At 42.3% G+C, this 16,276-nt stretch carries 16 protein-coding genes and 1 other annotated feature; of the genes, 11 read left to right on the top strand and 5 right to left on the bottom strand.

Features of this window, described 5'->3' with window-relative positions; translation table 11 throughout:
* Positions 1 to 76: 76 nt before the first annotated feature.
* Entirely contained in the window at positions 77 to 568 is a 492-nt protein-coding gene (locus FC60_RS04225; protein ID WP_056937220.1) for an acyl-CoA thioesterase, read from the top strand.
* Between the two features lie 59 nt (positions 569 to 627).
* Here FC60_RS04225 and FC60_RS09585 read toward each other — a convergent pair whose 3' ends face one another.
* The 3 genes from FC60_RS09585 to FC60_RS04215 form a co-directional block, all read right to left on the bottom strand.
* Positions 628 to 798, bottom strand: coding sequence for a hypothetical protein (locus tag FC60_RS09585; RefSeq protein ID WP_164477289.1), 171 nt, complete (start codon positions 796 to 798; stop codon positions 628 to 630).
* Positions 799 to 913: 115 nt separating this feature from the next.
* Positions 914 to 1,363, bottom strand: a complete 450-nt coding sequence (locus tag FC60_RS04220) for a Fur family transcriptional regulator (protein WP_056937219.1) — start codon at positions 1,361 to 1,363, stop codon at positions 914 to 916.
* An 83-nt stretch (positions 1,364 to 1,446) separates the two neighbouring features.
* The gene (locus FC60_RS04215) at positions 1,447 to 2,175 is read right to left on the bottom strand and encodes a hypothetical protein (protein ID WP_056937218.1); all 729 of its coding nucleotides are present in this window, start codon (positions 2,173 to 2,175) and stop codon (positions 1,447 to 1,449) included.
* A 214-nt stretch (positions 2,176 to 2,389) separates the two neighbouring features.
* Here FC60_RS04215 and metK point away from each other — a divergent pair, with 214 nt between their 5' ends.
* On the top strand, positions 2,390 to 3,577 hold the full coding sequence (metK, locus tag FC60_RS04210; RefSeq protein WP_056937217.1) for a methionine adenosyltransferase: 1,188 nt from the start codon (positions 2,390 to 2,392) through the stop codon (positions 3,575 to 3,577).
* Between the two features lie 21 nt (positions 3,578 to 3,598).
* Here the strand turns inward: metK and FC60_RS04205 are convergent, their stop codons facing one another.
* The gene (locus FC60_RS04205; RefSeq protein WP_056937216.1) at positions 3,599 to 4,216 is read right to left on the bottom strand and encodes a phosphatase PAP2 family protein; all 618 of its coding nucleotides are present in this window, start codon (positions 4,214 to 4,216) and stop codon (positions 3,599 to 3,601) included.
* Positions 4,217 to 4,303: 87 nt separating this feature from the next.
* Positions 4,304 to 4,502: a binding site (T-box leader), on the top strand.
* A 75-nt stretch (positions 4,503 to 4,577) separates the two neighbouring features.
* Here FC60_RS04205 and leuS point away from each other — a divergent pair.
* From leuS to FC60_RS04190, 3 genes are all read left to right on the top strand, one after another.
* The gene (gene leuS, locus FC60_RS04200) at positions 4,578 to 7,004 is read left to right on the top strand and encodes a leucine--tRNA ligase (RefSeq protein WP_056937215.1); all 2,427 of its coding nucleotides are present in this window, start codon (positions 4,578 to 4,580) and stop codon (positions 7,002 to 7,004) included.
* A gap of 162 nt (positions 7,005 to 7,166) precedes the next feature.
* The gene (locus FC60_RS04195) at positions 7,167 to 7,427 is read left to right on the top strand and encodes a type II toxin-antitoxin system HicB family antitoxin (protein WP_056937214.1); all 261 of its coding nucleotides are present in this window, start codon (positions 7,167 to 7,169) and stop codon (positions 7,425 to 7,427) included.
* Between the two features lie 64 nt (positions 7,428 to 7,491).
* Positions 7,492 to 9,141 (top strand): putative polysaccharide biosynthesis protein, encoded by a 1,650-nt coding sequence (locus FC60_RS04190; protein ID WP_056937213.1) that lies wholly within the window; start codon positions 7,492 to 7,494, stop codon positions 9,139 to 9,141.
* 120 nt (positions 9,142 to 9,261) lie between these two features.
* On the opposite strand, the gene FC60_RS04185 is transcribed toward FC60_RS04190, so the two are convergent.
* Positions 9,262 to 10,116, bottom strand: a complete 855-nt coding sequence (locus tag FC60_RS04185) for an NAD(P)H-hydrate dehydratase (protein ID WP_056937212.1) — start codon at positions 10,114 to 10,116, stop codon at positions 9,262 to 9,264.
* A gap of 77 nt (positions 10,117 to 10,193) precedes the next feature.
* Between FC60_RS04185 and pepV the strand changes: the two genes are divergently transcribed.
* The 6 genes from pepV to FC60_RS04155 all read left to right on the top strand — a co-directional run bounded on the left by pepV (position 10,194) and on the right by FC60_RS04155 (position 16,252).
* Positions 10,194 to 11,606, top strand: coding sequence for a dipeptidase PepV (pepV, locus tag FC60_RS04180; RefSeq protein WP_235806073.1), 1,413 nt, complete (start codon positions 10,194 to 10,196; stop codon positions 11,604 to 11,606).
* 65 nt (positions 11,607 to 11,671) lie between these two features.
* Positions 11,672 to 12,172 carry a universal stress protein gene (locus FC60_RS04175; protein WP_056937210.1) on the top strand — a complete coding sequence of 167 codons (501 nt, stop codon included), beginning with the start codon at positions 11,672 to 11,674 and terminating at the stop codon, positions 12,170 to 12,172.
* Between the two features lie 122 nt (positions 12,173 to 12,294).
* A complete protein-coding gene (locus FC60_RS04170; RefSeq protein WP_056937209.1) occupies positions 12,295 to 13,689 on the top strand; it encodes a L,D-transpeptidase family protein in 1,395 nt (464 codons plus the stop codon).
* Between the two features lie 85 nt (positions 13,690 to 13,774).
* Positions 13,775 to 14,875 carry a glycoside hydrolase family 73 protein gene (locus tag FC60_RS04165; RefSeq protein ID WP_056937208.1) on the top strand — a complete coding sequence of 367 codons (1,101 nt, stop codon included), beginning with the start codon at positions 13,775 to 13,777 and terminating at the stop codon, positions 14,873 to 14,875.
* A gap of 61 nt (positions 14,876 to 14,936) precedes the next feature.
* Entirely contained in the window at positions 14,937 to 15,542 is a 606-nt protein-coding gene (locus tag FC60_RS04160; RefSeq protein WP_056937207.1) for a hypothetical protein, read from the top strand.
* Positions 15,539 to 16,252, top strand: coding sequence for a CPBP family intramembrane glutamic endopeptidase (locus FC60_RS04155; RefSeq protein ID WP_056937206.1), 714 nt, complete (start codon positions 15,539 to 15,541; stop codon positions 16,250 to 16,252). The genes FC60_RS04160 and FC60_RS04155 overlap by 4 nt, the downstream gene beginning before the upstream one ends.
* The last annotated feature ends 24 nt before the right edge of the window (positions 16,253 to 16,276 follow it).

Here is a 16,276-nt window from a genome sequence, read left to right as displayed (position 1 = left end):
AGTGTCCAACTTTAAGGGTTCACTTCAATTTTTCCATGCCTTTTTTTGTACAATAGAATTTAAAGGGGGCTATGTAATGGCAACGATTAAATGTAGCGACACAGAAGTCGTCACCACTCATCGGATTCTGGGTGAAGATCTTAATGAACATCATACCTTATTTGGCGGCCGCTTATTATCCATTGTGGATGCTGAGGCCTCAATTGCTGCGGCACGCTTAGCAAATCGGGTGATTGTAACGGCAGCGATGGATCACGTATCTTTTTCCCATCCATTTAAATTGGAAGATGTTTTAGAAATGCACGCTTATGTAACTGGATTTGGGAAACGGTCAATTGAGGTTTTTGTCAAAGTGATGGGGGAACATCTCCTAACTGGTGAACGCTTTGTTGGTTTCACCTGTTTTATGACTTTTGTAGTGGCTGATCATGAATATCGGGTGCCTTTTGATCAGGTAATCCCAAGTACGAAGGAACAAGAATATTTAATTGCTACTTATCAAGAGCGGCAAAAGTTACGGCAGGCTAGTCGTGATTTTGACCGTAAGCTGAGTGAACACATCAATTAATTATTAGTAAATTTTAAAATACTTGTTAACAAAAATATGCCCAGTTGAGGGCATATTTGTTAAACATGTTCTTTAATTCCATCCGGAAAGTCCTTATCAATTTCACGTAGAATCGGTAGTAAGACGTTTACATATTCATGGTAAGCTTCAATTGGCGAGAGCTTCTCCGAATATTTAGCCTGCATGATGGCAACAGCTAAATCATGGGCTCGGTGTTCATTAGAAATCAAATTTTTTCACCTCACTTTTCATTATCATATATGAACATATAGTTATCGTCAATCGACCAAGCTATAACATCCTAATATACTCCTTGGGCAAAATAAAAGAAGTCTAATTCAAAGATTAGGCTTCTTTTTGTTGGCATTCCGGACAAATTCCGTGAACCTCAACATCTGATTTGGTCACGAGGTACTCCGTTTGTTTAGCGGCCACCTGACGTAACCGTAACTCCATGTCCCGATATTCGTCGTCAAAAACATCGGTAATCTTACCACACCGATCACAGACCACGTGAAAATGCGGGGTTCCAAAGTAATCGTAGTGAGTACTACCATCACCATTCGATAATTCAATTATAAGGTGTTGATCGATCAGCAAATTAAGGGTGTTATAAATCGTCGCAATACTAATAGAAGCATCCGTGTCTTGCAAATCATCATAAATCATTTCAACACTTGGATGGGTATGGTGAGTCACTAGATAATTTAAAATCAGTTTTCGTTGGGAGGTCAACCGAACGTGATTTTGATGCAAAATATCAAGGGCGTGTTGGTATTCTTCAGCTTCAGACAATTTATCGCCTCCTTATTAAATCTTTTGATTATATTATAACACGATGAGAAGAAAATAGAATCATTTTAAACAAGACTAAAGCTTTAAGTCCAGTAGATCAGGACCATAATTAATAGTTGCACCGTACTTAAGGCGGCCAAGTAAGGGGTTTGCTTGCGAATTGATAAGAGCCAAAACCAAGAGATAACCACTGCCACAAGGGCTAAAATCATGCCAATCCCTAGTGGCCGGGTTAAGATGGCGATCAGTAATAAGATCCCGACAATGGTAATAAAGATTGATTGAATCCGGGTAACACGAATGAAGAAGGGTGTTAAAAACATCCAAGTCGTTAGGGCTAGGGGCAGACAGTAAATTAAGGCGCTCCAAGCAAAACGATGGGTGACAAGATAAACGGTAGCCACGGGAATCGACAGGGTGAAGAGGACCCCAATGGTGATTAACCCAATCGTGTTGCGAAGATAAGTGGCAGGAAGTTGAATAATAAATAAATATAATGGTAGGAGCATTAATAAAGCCATGATAATCGGCCGATTAAAGAAACCAATAAAAGCGACAATTAATGATAAGATAATGGGCCCCAAAGAGAGAATGGAAACAAAGTCATGCACACTCGCAATCGTAAAGGCGAGGGCGATGCACAGAATATATAAGATTAAAGCCGCAAAGTTAGTGGTATAGGTGGCATGACTGGTTAAGCTTTCAATATAGCTAAAGGGCGCCACTAACCAGGTAAATGAAAGGGCTAAAACTGATAATAGTACGGATGACCAAGTAAGGTCTTGCAATTCCGTTTTGACTTGATTCCACATAGGGCCAAAACTCCTCTTCATAAAAGTGTCGTTACAAAGTATATTTTAACATAAATTTAAATTCCAAAATGAAAAATTGATTAGTAAATTCGACAGTGGTATGATGGTTATCGTTATAAAGCAATTCCCGATGGGGGATCAGTCGATATCTTGAACTGATCGCTGCCTTGTAACCGCTGCAAAATGTTTTATTTTTAGGGGGAATTATCTACAAATGAAGGAAAAACATTTATTTACGTCGGAATCCGTTTCGGAAGGACATCCTGACAAAATTGCGGATCAGATTAGTGATTCAATCTTAGATGCCTTATTAGGGCAAGATCCACAAGCCCGAGTCGCCGTAGAAACTTCAGTTACCACTGGGTTAGTCCTCGTCTTTGGGGAAGTTTCGACATCAGCTTACGTTGACGTGCAAAGCGTTGTGCGGAATACGATTAAGGAAATTGGTTATACCGATGGTAAATACGGTTTTGATGGTGATAATTGTGCTGTCATTGTAGCCTTAGATGAACAATCATCCGATATTGCCCAAGGGGTTGATGACTCCTTGGAAATTCGGGATGGGGAAACGGATCCACTGGACCAAATTGGGGCTGGGGACCAAGGCTTGATGTTTGGTTATGCTACCAACGAAACTCCAGAATTTATGCCACTACCTTTAATTTTAAGTCACAAATTGATGCGTAAAATCGCCCAACTTCGTAAGGACCGGGTCATTCCATACTTACGTCCCGATGCCAAGGCTGAAGTTACGGTAGAATATGATGATAACGATCAACCAGTCCGGATTGACACGGTCGTCTTGAGTACTCAACATGATCCAGAAGTAAGTCTGGAACAAATCCAAGCGGACGTAAAGGAACAGGTCGTAAAAGCCGTAATTCCTAACGAATTATTGGATGATCAAACCAAGTACTATATTAACCCAACGGGGCGCTTTGTCATTGGTGGTCCGCAAGGGGACGCTGGTCTAACCGGACGGAAGATTATTGTTGACACTTATGGTGGGGCTGCTCACCATGGTGGGGGGGCCTTTTCTGGTAAGGATGCCACGAAGGTTGATCGGTCAGCTAGTTATGCTGCGCGCTACATTGCCAAGAATTTGGTAGCGGCTGGCTATGCTGATAAGTTGGAAATCCAAATCGCTTATGCTATCGGGGTAGCAACTCCAGTGTCCATTTCGATTGATACCTTTGGAACTGGCAAAAAATCCGAAGCTGAATTAATTGATGCGGTGCGTCAAACCTTTGATTTGCGTCCAGCTGGTATTATCAAGATGCTTGATTTACAAAGGCCCATCTACAAGCAAACGGCGGCTTATGGTCACTTCGGCCGGACCGATATTGATTTGCCATGGGAACAATTAGATAAAGTTGATGCCTTAAAGTCAATTTTAGGGTAGAAAAAAAGATCGGTGAAAAAATCATCGATCTTTTTTGATGTAGTCAAAGATTAGATCCAATCCACTAATGATCATCAAGCCCAGACTCCAACCAGCAATCACATCAGAAAGGTAATGGGCACCCACATAGAGGCGGGAGAAGCCAACCAAGAAAATTAAAATTGCCAAGAGGATCATCAGGCCGGTCCGCCACCGGTAATGACTACGGGATAAGAATAGAAAGAGGCTTCCGAAAACTACCATGGCAGTAGCGGAGTGACCACTTGGGAAGCTAAAGCCATTGTAGTGTAAGAGAATATCCACATTTGGGCGCGGCCGATTAACGATGGCTTTAATCATATGATTGATAAGGGTGCCGGAAAAAATGGTTGTGGCTACTTGCAAGGCTCGCCAACGATTGGTTAAGTACCAAACACTCAAAATCGTCAGAGTAATAATAAAGGCCCCCAGAGTGGGGTCAAATAAGCGGGTAATCCCCACCATGAAGGTGGAAAACCAAGGGCTTCGCCAGTGATTTACCAACTGGCGGATTTGTTGATCCCCGGTTTGGATTAGGGGGACCTGCAAAGTGATTAGAAGGGTAATGAGGCTAAAGATCAGAGTTGCTCCACTGAGAATGATCGCACGACGCTGGTTCATAAATGTATCCTTTAATATTTATTTAATTTGATTCTAACATACTCTTGCAATGGACGAATGAATTTGCTAGTATTAAATGCAATATTTAGACTATCAAGGGACTAGTAATCATTAGCCACTTTTCAGAAACTGAGTGGTAGTTGAGAACTCAGATTTGACTGATGATGAACTCACCCAAGGGATTATTGCTGAAATCAGTAAGCAATAACGTTTCTCCACGTTATAGAGCTAAGCGCTACAGTAATGTAGAATCATGGGTGGTACCGCGGAGAAATTCGTCCCGTAATGCAAGGTTGCTTGTGTTGCGGGATTTTTTAATTTGATGGTTTAAATGTCGATCTAAAATCAAAGGAGCTCAATCATGGGATACGATCATAGTACGATTGAAAAGAAATGGCAACGCTATTGGAAACAACACAAGACTTTTAAGGCTGACATCAATAAGGACCAAAAGAAATTTTACGCGCTTGATATGTTTCCATATCCATCTGGCCAAGGCTTACACGTCGGTCACCCGGAAGGATACACGGCCACTGATGTGATGTCACGAATGAAACGGATGCAAGGCTACAATGTCTTACACCCGATGGGGTGGGATGCCTTCGGTTTGCCTGCGGAACAATATGCTTTAAAGACAGGGCATAATCCGGCTGATTTCACAAACCAAAATATTAATCATTTCCGTGACCAAATCCAAGCCCTTGGGTTCTCGTATGACTGGGATCGCGAAGTCAATACGACGGATCCAGAATATTACAAGTGGACCCAATGGATTTTTGAGCAACTCTATAAAAAAGGCTTAGCCTATGAAGACGAAATTATGGTTAACTGGGCCCCTGATTTCATGGGTGGTACCGTCGTTGCCAACGAAGAAGTCATTGATGGGAAAACTGAACGGGGCGGCTACCCAGTTTACCGGGTTCCAATGCGTCAATGGGTATTGAAAATCACGGCATATGCAGATCGCTTGATTGATGACTTGGATCTGGTTGATTGGCCTGAATCGGTTAAAGAAATGCAACGGAATTGGATTGGCCGCTCAGTAGGGGCTTCGATCAAGTTCCAAGTGGTTGACCATGCTGATCAAGAAATTGAGGTCTTTACGACTCGTCCTGATACCTTATTTGGGCTATCATATGTGGTCTTAGCACCAGAGCTTGATTTAGTGAACGAATTAGTGACGCCAGAACAAGCAGCAGCCGTTAAGGAATATCAAGAACAAACCTCGCGGCGGTCTGATTTGGAACGAACGGACCTGAATAAGGATAAGACGGGGGTCTTCACGGGAGCTTACGCCATTAATCCGGTTAATGGTCAAGAAGTGCCAATTTGGATTAGTGATTATGTCCTTGCTTCGTACGGGACTGGAGCCGTGATGGCCGTGCCGGCTGGGGACCAACGGGATTGGGATTTTGCCACTAAATTTGATTTGCCAATTCCAAGCATTTTTGAGGGTCACGACACGAGTGAAGAGAGCGAAGCTTTTACAGGTGATGCGCCGCACATCAATTCTGACTTCTTAAATGGCTTGAACAATCAAGCCGCCTTGGATGCAATGATTAACTGGCTGGAAGACCATGATTGTGGTGGAAAGAAAGTTAATTATCGTTTACGGGATTGGATCTTCTCTCGGCAACGTTACTGGGGAGAACCAATTCCAGTCATTCATTGGGATGATGGGGAAACCATGCTCGTTCCAGAAGATGAATTACCACTGCGCCTGCCGAAGACTGATAATCTTGAACCATCCGGGACAGGAGAAAGTCCCTTAGCTAATATTGAAGATTGGGTCAACGTTTACGATGAAAATGGTCGCCATGGGCTTCGGGAAACGAACACGATGCCACAATGGGCGGGCTCATCATGGTACTGGTTACGGTATACAGATCCTCAAAACAAGGATGCGTTTGCCTCGAAAGAAGCTTTAGATTACTGGTCACCAGTTGATCTTTATGTTGGTGGGGCTGAACATGCGGTGCTACACCTCCTGTACGCTCGTTTTTGGCACAAAGTTCTCTACGACTTAGGCTATGTCCCAACCCCAGAGCCATTTATGAAATTAGTCAACCAAGGGATGATCTTGGGGGCTAACCATGAAAAGATGAGTAAATCCAAGGGAAACGTGGTTAATCCGGATGATATCGTGAACCAATATGGGGCCGATACGCTACGCTTATATGAAATGTTTATGGGCCCAATTGAGGAATCCGTTCCTTGGGATGAAAAGGGCCTGCATGGATCCAACAAGTGGGTTCACCGGGTATGGCGACTCTTGATGGATGAAAATAATCATCTTCGTGACCGAGTTTCAAATTACAATGATGGGAAGATCACCAAGATTTATAATCAAACGGTTAAGAAGGTGACGGAAGACTTTGAACGGATGCATTACAATACTGCCATTTCTCAACTCATGGTCTTTGTAAATGAAGCTTACAAGGTTGATGACCTGCCAGTAGAATACATGGAAGGCTTTGTGAAGATGATTTCACCATTGGTTCCACACATGGCCGAAGAAATCTGGAGTCACTTCCACGAAAGTGATACTATTGCCTACCAACCTTGGCCAACTTATGATGAAAACGAATTGGTTGAAGACGAAGTTGACATTGTGGTCCAAGTTAACGGAAAAGTGCGGGCTAAAATTAAGATGGCTCGGGATATTGATCAACAAGATGCCGAAGATATTGCCTTAGCCGATGATAATGTGAAGGCGCACGTAGCTGGCAAGGAAGTCGTCAAAGTGATTGTTATTCCAAACCGGATTGTTAATATTGTTGTGAAGTAAAAATCAGAAATTGGGAAAAAAGCAATCAGGCGCCCCATAGGACTAACCTAGAACGAATGTTGGTACAGAATGGACTGACGTGAGTTCGTAGTTAGACTAATGGGGCGCGCTTTTTGACCGTAATTGCTAGTGTGATCCAGTGGAAATTAAAAGGGGACACCCATGGAACAAGTTACTTATCCAGCTATCATTACCCAGACAGCGAGTTTAACTAAGATTTATTATCCTGATTTACCAGATGCTTCGGTGGAAGATGCTGATTACGATCGTGCGCTTTTACGGGCTAAAATTGGCTTAGCCTTGATTATTAGTGACTTACAAAGCCATCATGAAAGGGTGCCACAACCGGGATCAAACAAGCACTATCCTCGATCCCCAAAAGATAAGATTATGTTAATTCAGACCGATCTAGATCAATACTGATTGCTGGATCTGGCAAATCACGATAAAATAGTTGGGATTGAATAAAAAAGTTAGAGGAAAGAATATGAAAGCTGAAGCGCCGGAGCATCAAAGCGAAGCATCTTCGACTAGCGATGCCACCCGTAAAATGGTTACCGGATCGGCCTGGATGACCGCGGGAAGTATTACATCACGAATTTTAGGAGCCTTGTATGTTATTCCTTGGGTAACCTGGATGGGAGTATACAGCGATCAAGCTAATGCTGCATATGCCAAGGGATATAATATTTATCAATATTTTATTATCCTGGCTTCAGCGGGGATCCCGTCGGCGATTTCTCAAATGGTTGCCGACTATAACGGGAGAGGTCAGTATTTAACCAGTAAGCGCTTATATCGTTCGGCCATGTATGTGGCCATGATTACTGGGATCTTCTTTATGTCGGTAATGTATTTTGGGGCGGGCATTTTAGCCCAAGGGGATGCCAATGTCGTTCCTGTTATTCGCGCCTTGGCTTGGGCAATCTTGATTATTCCTGCGATGAGTATCTCACGGGGCTATTTACAGGGATACAATTGGATGGCTCCTTCCGCCATTTCCCAATTTATTGAACAATTATTACGAGTTGGCTATATGTTAGGGGCCACCTACTTTGTGATGAAAATAGGCTCAGGGAATTGGGTTTTGGCGACTGCTCAATCGACTTTTGCGGCCTTCATTGGAGCGATCGGCGCATGTTTGGTTTTATTGGTGGCAGAACTTCGTGAACGCCGCGAAATTGATGAATTGGTTAAGACCTCTCATGGCGACCAGGACATTTCAACCCTTAAGTTAATTGGCCAAATCATCTATCGGGCCATTCCCTTTATCATTATTGAATCTGGAATTTCCTTATTTTTGTTAATTGATCAGTATACTTTCCCAGTAATTATGCATATGACAGGGACCTATACGAAATTACAGGTTAATACCTTATACGCCCTCTTTGCTTTTAACACGAATAAAATTTATATGATTATTGTCTCGCTGGGGACGGCACTAGCAGCGACCGCGATTCCCTTATTAGCAAGCGCACGCGCCAAAAATAATCTAGCGGAAATTCAACACCAAATTGAAAAAGGGTTATTATTGTTCTATTTTGTGATGATTCCGGCTTCCTTAGGGTTGTCAGCCGTGGCCCAACCAGTATACACGGTCTTTTATCGGTATAGTGCTGCAGGGACTGCGGTCATGTCCTTTGCCGCCTTTATGTCAATTCCCTATGGGGTATACACCGTGGCAGCCGCGATGATGCAGGGGATTTCTGAAAATAAGAAGATGATGACCTATTTAGGAATTGGGATTATCATTAAGTTCATATTGCAATATCCTTTTGTTAAATGGTTTACAGGATTAGGACCCCTATTATCAACTGCCGTGGCCATGTTAATCGTCATTGGGATGGTATATGGGACCTTCCATCGCCGGTATGGCGTTCATTTTTCAGAAATGACGAAACCCACGAATCAGATTATCATTGCTTCTTTAATTATGTATGTGATCGTGCGCGTGGTAATGTGGGGGATTGGGTTGTTTATTAGTCCTTATGGACGTTATACCGCCTTCTTCTCCCTGGTCCCTGGTGTTGCTATTGGGGGAATCGTGTTTGCTTACCTCGTCCTTAAATTCGGGGTAGCGGAATATCTTTTAGGCCCACGGATTAATGTTCTTAAAGCCAAATTGCATATTAAATAAATAAGCTGGGAAAAAAGCATTTAGACGACTCGTGGGGCGCGCTTTTTTTACCGTAATTACAAGTGTGATCTAAGAAGAAAGTCCAGAAGGAAACGGTGAAGTTTCTCCTGGACTTTTTAACTAAATAAAACCAATTGGTCGTTCATCTGGTTGGCTAATCTGGTGCATAAATTGTGGTAGTTGGGCACTAATTTGTGTTGGCAAAACTACATATTGATTAGCAGCTAATTCTTCAGCGATCGCACTATGGGCGTAGACAGCAGCTAAGGCGGACTTTTGATAATCAGTCCTAAACTGGGCGGTAAAAGCTCCCACTATGCCGGCTAGGGTATCACCCATTCCGCCAGTGGCTTGGGCAGGCGTCCCAATCGTTAACTGATAAACATCCTGGTTAGTATAGATTTTAGTATGATGTTTTTTGACCATGACCATGGCACCTAATTTGGCTTGAGCGGCTTGATTATTCACCTCAGTTTGATCAGCAATAGCGATTCCCGAAAGGCGCTGCCATTCCATTTCATGAGGAGTAAAAATAATCTGGGCCTTTGGTAGGGTTAAATGGTGATTAGCTACTAGCGTAATGGCTGAACCATCGATGATCAGGCATTGGTTTGCGTGGACCTGATTGAAAACAAATTTCAAAATTTTTAAGCTCGTTTCCGTCTCGCCTAAACCTGGGCCGACGACAATGCTGTCAGCAGATGACAGCAAAGTGGCTAATTGATTAAAATCTTGATAGTCGATGACCATGGCTTCCGGTAGTCGGGTTCGAAGAGCGGTGATGTTAATGGGATCTGTAGCTGCAGTGACTAGACCAGTCCCTGCGTAAACCGCCGCCATGGTAGCCATGATGATGGCACCCCCAAATTGGTTGTTACCGCCGATTAAAACACAACGACCAAAAGTCCCCTTATAACTTTGGACCGGACGTGGGGTAATCACTTCTTTTAAAATGTCAGCAGATAAGGCTTGCAAACTTGTCATCTCCTCTGGTTACTTTACAATGATTATACGATATTTTATCGATATGGTATGATGAATGAAATGAAAAAATGGGAGCAATTGATATGAATTGGCAAAAATTAGCAAATGCACAACGTGATCACTATCTTCGAGATCTTATTTCCTTAATTAAGATCCCAAGTGTTCGTGATGAAGAAAAAGCAAGTCCAGAATACCCCTTAGGTCCAGCTCCGGCTCAGGCGCTCAAGGCCTTTTTAGAGATGGCTGATCAGGATGGTTTTCGAGTAAAAAACATTGATAACGTGGTCGGTTATGCAGAATGGGGTGACGGCGAGGAAACTCTTGCTATTTTGGCCCATTTAGATGTCATGCCCGCTGGAAATGGTTGGAACACGGATCCATTTGACCCGGTAATTAAAGATGGCAACATTTACGGGCGGGGAGCTTCGGACGATAAAGGACCGGGCTTAGCAGCTTATTATGCTCTCAAAGAATTAAAAGATCAGGGAATCAAGTTTAACAAACGTGTCCGGTTTATTGTTGGAACTGATGAAGAAAGTAATTGGACGGGAATGAAACGCTACTTTGAAGTTGAACCTGCTCCAACGCTTGGCTTTTCACCAGATGCCGAATTCCCGGTAATTAATGGTGAAAAGGGCCAAGTTTCTCTGAAGTTAGTTGGATCTGGTGATAATAATGGACAGGTTCAATTAATAAAATTTGATGCTGGACTTCGCTTTAATATGGTGCCTCGTGAGGCGACGGCGATCCTCTCAGGGACGAGTGTGGATCAATTACAAGAGACCTTTGATCGATTTATCCAAGCTGAACCAGTTTCGGGTTCATTAACTGCCGAAGGCGATCAAGTTAAAGTTGAAATTTTTGGTAAGGCGGCCCATGGAGCTGAGCCAGAGAAGGGGATTAATGCGGGAACTTACCTCGCTAAATTTTTAAAGCAAGTTCCACTAAATGGACAAGCCGCTAATTTTGTCACTTTTTTAGCGAATTATTTACATTTGGATACCCGAGTACGGAACTTTAAGGCTGATTTTACGGATGAGGTCATGGGCGAAATGACCATGAATGCAGGAATATTGCAATTTGATCAAATTAAGGGTATTCAAATTGACATGAACTTCCGCTATCCGAAAGGAATTACGCCAGCAGAAATCAACCAGCAAATCAGCCAAGTTGCCAATCAATTGGGGTTAACGGTGGCGACGGGACGCAATCAAGATCCACACTATGTTGATCCTACCGATCCGATCGTCCAAACTCTGATGCAGGCTTATCGTGATCAGACGGGATATCAAAATGCGCAACCATTAGTTGTGGGGGGCGGTACTTATGGACGTTTGATGGAGCGGGGCGTCGCCTTTGGGGCGCTCATGCCAACCACTCCCAATGTGATGCATCAAGCCAATGAATTTCAACCGGTTGATGATTTATTGTTATCAATGGCAATTTATATGCAAGCTATTTATGACCTTGTTACCGATTAGTGGTATAATAAAAGTATAGAAAACGGTTACAGTTTTTTATGTAATACCATGTGGAGGTGGATATTATGGCTGAATACAAAAACATTTTGGTAGGGATTGATGGTTCAAAGCAATCATTAGCTGCTTTTGATAAAGCAGTTTTATTAGCAAAGCAAAATCAAGCTACCTTACATCTATTAAGTGTGGTTAATGGTGAGCGCTACCCAACCGCTGATACGATTGGGTATGGCTTCATCGACCGGGATGTTTACCAAGAATCTATTCAAAAGATGGAAGCAACCTTAGCTGACTACAAGCAACGGGCTTTGGATGCTGGGGTTCCTGATGTTTTGACAAAGGTAGTTATTGGTAACGTTAAGTTAGAATTAAGTTCAGGTTATGCTGAAGATCACGACATCGACCTCTTAGTTGTTGGGGCGACTGGATTGAACGTGATTGGTAAGATGTTAGTTGGTTCAACCGCTAATTATGTCATTGGTCATACGGCATATGATGTGGTTGTGGTTAAGACTGACATTAATAACGATCCCTTAAAGATTGATCGGACTGCATATCCAAAACTATAAAAAATCATAAATGGGTATTTTTTTGAGAATCATGTACTATTTATAGAATAGTAGGCATGGTTCTTTTTTTTAAAAGTTTTTGGTGGTAAGATTAGCTAGTACTAATACTGAGGAGTAACAAAATGGAAAAACAAACAAAAATTGTTAGTTCGGTAGTTGGGGCGGTTGTGGTTGTCGCAGCCGTTTTAGCTGGGATTAATCATCACCAAAATACCTACTTTAACAAGAATACTTCAATCAACGGAGTTAACGTAGGTGGACTAACGAGTCAACAGGCTTATGAAAAGGTTAAGAAGACCAAACTTTCCAATGATGTCTACTTCAATGGTCAAAAAATCTATGATGGGACGGAAACGAGTTCTGGAATTACTGCAAAGGATAAGAGCAAGTTTACAGCAGCTTTAAAAAAGCAAAAGACCTTCTTTCCATCTAGTAAGACTAGTAATTTAACGGTTAAGGGATCAGCAACTGACACTTCCCAACAAACCGCGATGAAGGCAGCAGCGACGACGGCCATCAATGCCTATAATGCTGATAAGACGATTGCTGTGGATGCCCAAGCAGTGTTGAAGAATGGTAAAATTTCCGTTACTAAGGCGAAATCGGGGAACGGTTTGGATGTTGATAAGATGCTCCAAGAGTTCAACGACCAAAAGTATAGTAAATCAGTTAAGTTAACCAAGATTGTGAAAACACCGGTTAAGGCTGATAGCCAGACCGTGGCTAAAGAAAAACGGAAGTTAGAAGCATTACAGAATAAAACGGTTGACTTTAAGGTTAACAACACGACGGTAAAATTATCCGCTAAGAATTTAATCACCAGTGCTACTTATGCTAATGGTCAATACAATATTGATACTACGGCAATCAAGAAGAAGATTGCCCAAATCAATAGTAAGTACGCCACTTTAGGTAAGTCCTTTAAGTTTAAGACCCATTCTGGTAGTACGATTACGACCAGTAATTCCGGGACTTATGGTTGGAAGATTGACCCCGACGCTGCGGCGAGTGCGATCGTGAGTGCCTTTAGCAGCAATAAGTCGACGACGCTGGATGCTAAAGACTTTATTTATGGGATTGGCTATAACGAAAACGGGACTGGCTATGGCGTCACAGCCAACGATGGGATTGGTGATACTTACGTCGAAGTTTCGATCTCCGCTCAACATGCTTGGTGGTACAAAGATGGGAAACTAGTCTTCGATGCGGATGTAGTTACTGGGACGGAAGATGGTAGTAATGCTACGCCGAAGGGTGTTTACTACATTATGTACAAGCAACAAAATACCACCTTACGTGGACAAAACGATAATGGTTCAAGTTATGCTTCCCCAGTTAGCTACTGGGCACCATTTACCCAAAGTGGGTGTGGTTTCCACGATGCTAGTTGGCGGACCGATTGGTCAAGCACGGCCTACTTAACCGGTGGTTCACACGGATGTGTTAACATGCATACTTACGATGCCGGAACGGCTTACGCTGATATGGAACAAAACGAACCAGTTGTGATTTACTAACTTCAAAATGACTTTTGGAAAATTCCAAGAGTCATTTTTCTTTTTCTATAAAATTTTTCGTATATTTTCCTAGGAGGAAGATCAAATGAAACAATTTTATGGATTAATGATGATGGGAATACTTGTTGGCAGCCTGAATGCTAAACCGGTTAATGCCAGTAAGAATGTACCTGCTTCATCAATATCATTTAGCGATCAATCGAGCAGCACTCACCAGCAGGATCAATTAACTTGGTTTTACGAGGGAATTGATGATTATTTACATGATCGCAAACGAGATTATCATGATGAAACGGCTCATCGATGGTATGAACGAGGACGCCAATTAGCTAAAGACTGGCAAAAAGAGCATCCGCAAGTTAAGTCACCGACCCTCAATGACATTCAACCGTCCCAAACTGAACCTACTCAAGTTGAATCAAAAGCTCAGGTGATTGAAACTACTCCACCCCTACCAATTCAATCAGCGAATGATCTTAACCCAATTGAAGAAGCGACTACTAGTAGTTCTTCAGAAGTGCAAGAGAGTGATGATGCAGAAGTTTATCCACGATTAAAAGCACCGCTTAGTCATGAGCAAGCAGAATTCATAAAAACATTAGCTCGAGATGCAATCCCGATTGGGAAACGATATGATTTATATCCATCGATTATGATGGCGCAAGCAATTTTAGAAAGTAATTGGGATCAAAGTAAATTAGCGCGCCAAAGCCATAATTTATTTGGGGTGAAAGGTGACTTTCAGGGGAATTCAGTGATGATGCCGACTAATGAGCATCTTGACGGAGCTAATCAAGTTATTAATGGGCAATTTAAACATTATCCCAATGTGGAAGCGGCCCTAATTGACTACGCCATGGTGATGGACCAGCCTATTTACCAAAATGTTCATCGCTCGCATAGTAAAAACTATCAGTCTGCGATCAAATCCTTGACTGGAGTATATGCAACCGATCCGCATTATCATCAAAAATTAGATCAATTGATCCGTTCATACCATCTAGATAAATACGATCACGATCAACAATCATCAAGTACCAATCGTTATCCAGCCACGATAACGACTGATGATCATAAAAAAGTCAGTTCATCCCTCTCAAAGACTTCTTGGAACTGGCAATGGCCAATGCTGGGTGGAATGGGATCAGTGGGTGTGATTGGCCTCATTCGCCGCTTCTGGTTTTAGACGACTAGTCAAACTGATCATCTTCAGGTAAGATGGTAACAATCATATGAAGGAGATCAGGATGGATTTATCAGCAATACGGCAAACATTAGTAATTAATCAACAACAAGGGACGCTCGTTGAAGTCTATAACTTTAATGATGATGATATGTTTGATGTTGGGTTTGTTGTCGCTATCGACGAATTATTTGTTCTATTGTTAGGGCTTGATTGGGATGGAAAGATTAATGGTTTAACGGCGATCCGCTTAACCAGCATTCATCAAGTGCGCGAACAAACCGATTATTTATTAACGGTTTCGACGAAAGCAAAGGTGGCCCAAAATCATGGTTACTTTGATATTTGGCATTTGCAGGAATATCTGCGTCAGCATACCTTTAAGCAGGTAAATATTTTGAGAACCTTATTAGAGGAGTCCTATCAGCAACACCAAGCTGTAGTTTTGGGGACTGACCAATATAAGGGCAGTGATGATTTTCAAGGCTATCTGACTGATTTGTCAGCCATTAATTTGACCTTGCATTACTACAATTCTCATGATTTATCTTCCTTATGGGAATATGAAATTTTAATTGCTAAAGTTGATTATCTCCGGGTACATGGCTATCAAGCAGCTCAAACCAAGGCCATCTTTGAAGAAGTTTTTCATGAAGGGAGTGGCTCATGAATAGTAGCAACAAACAGTTAAGTTTAAGTCAACGAATTTTGATCATGGTAGCCCTGGCTTTAGTGATCCAGTTACCACCAGTGATTGAACTAATGATCGGATCGGGATTACGCAATCTCAATTATCACTGGATGCCCTGGATCGTGACTTTTGGCGTCATGTCCTATACAATTTTGTTTTTTGTCATTATTCTGTGGGCCTATCAGCTGTTTAAAAGATATCGTCGGTGGCCAGTCCAAACGAAAAATTGGGGCAGTCAAATTGGGTGGATCCTAATTAGTTATCTGGTTTTGTTGTCCGGTGTTGGAGCCCTGTCGACTTTAAACCAGCTCTTATATCATCAGGCGACGACATCCAATAATGATACCATTCAGTCTTTAGCCCAATCGAGCCCAGTCTTACTAGTTATCACGGCGCTTTCAGGAATCTTTTTAAGCCCCTTGGCGGAGGAATTGATCTTTCGTGGGGTATTGATGAACTTTTTCTTTAAGGCTAGTTCTTTTTGGCCACCAATCTTGTTATCAGGACTGATTTTTACGCTTGAACATAGTAGTACCACGATTGTCAGTTATTTAATTTATTTCTTTATGGGGGGAGTCCTGGCCTTTGTTTATCGGGCTACTGGCCAATTGAAGATTTCGATTGGCTTGCACTTTCTTAATAATTTAATTGCCATGCTTGAGCTGATCATTCCTATTCTAATTAAGTAATGAGGCTGGATAATGTCTCCAGCC

Source organism: Limosilactobacillus gastricus DSM 16045 (genome assembly GCF_001434365.1).
GTDB classification, from domain to species: domain Bacteria; phylum Bacillota; class Bacilli; order Lactobacillales; family Lactobacillaceae; genus Limosilactobacillus; species Limosilactobacillus gastricus.
Note: the sequence above shows the minus strand (reverse complement) of the source record. Positions and strands in the feature narration are given on the sequence as shown.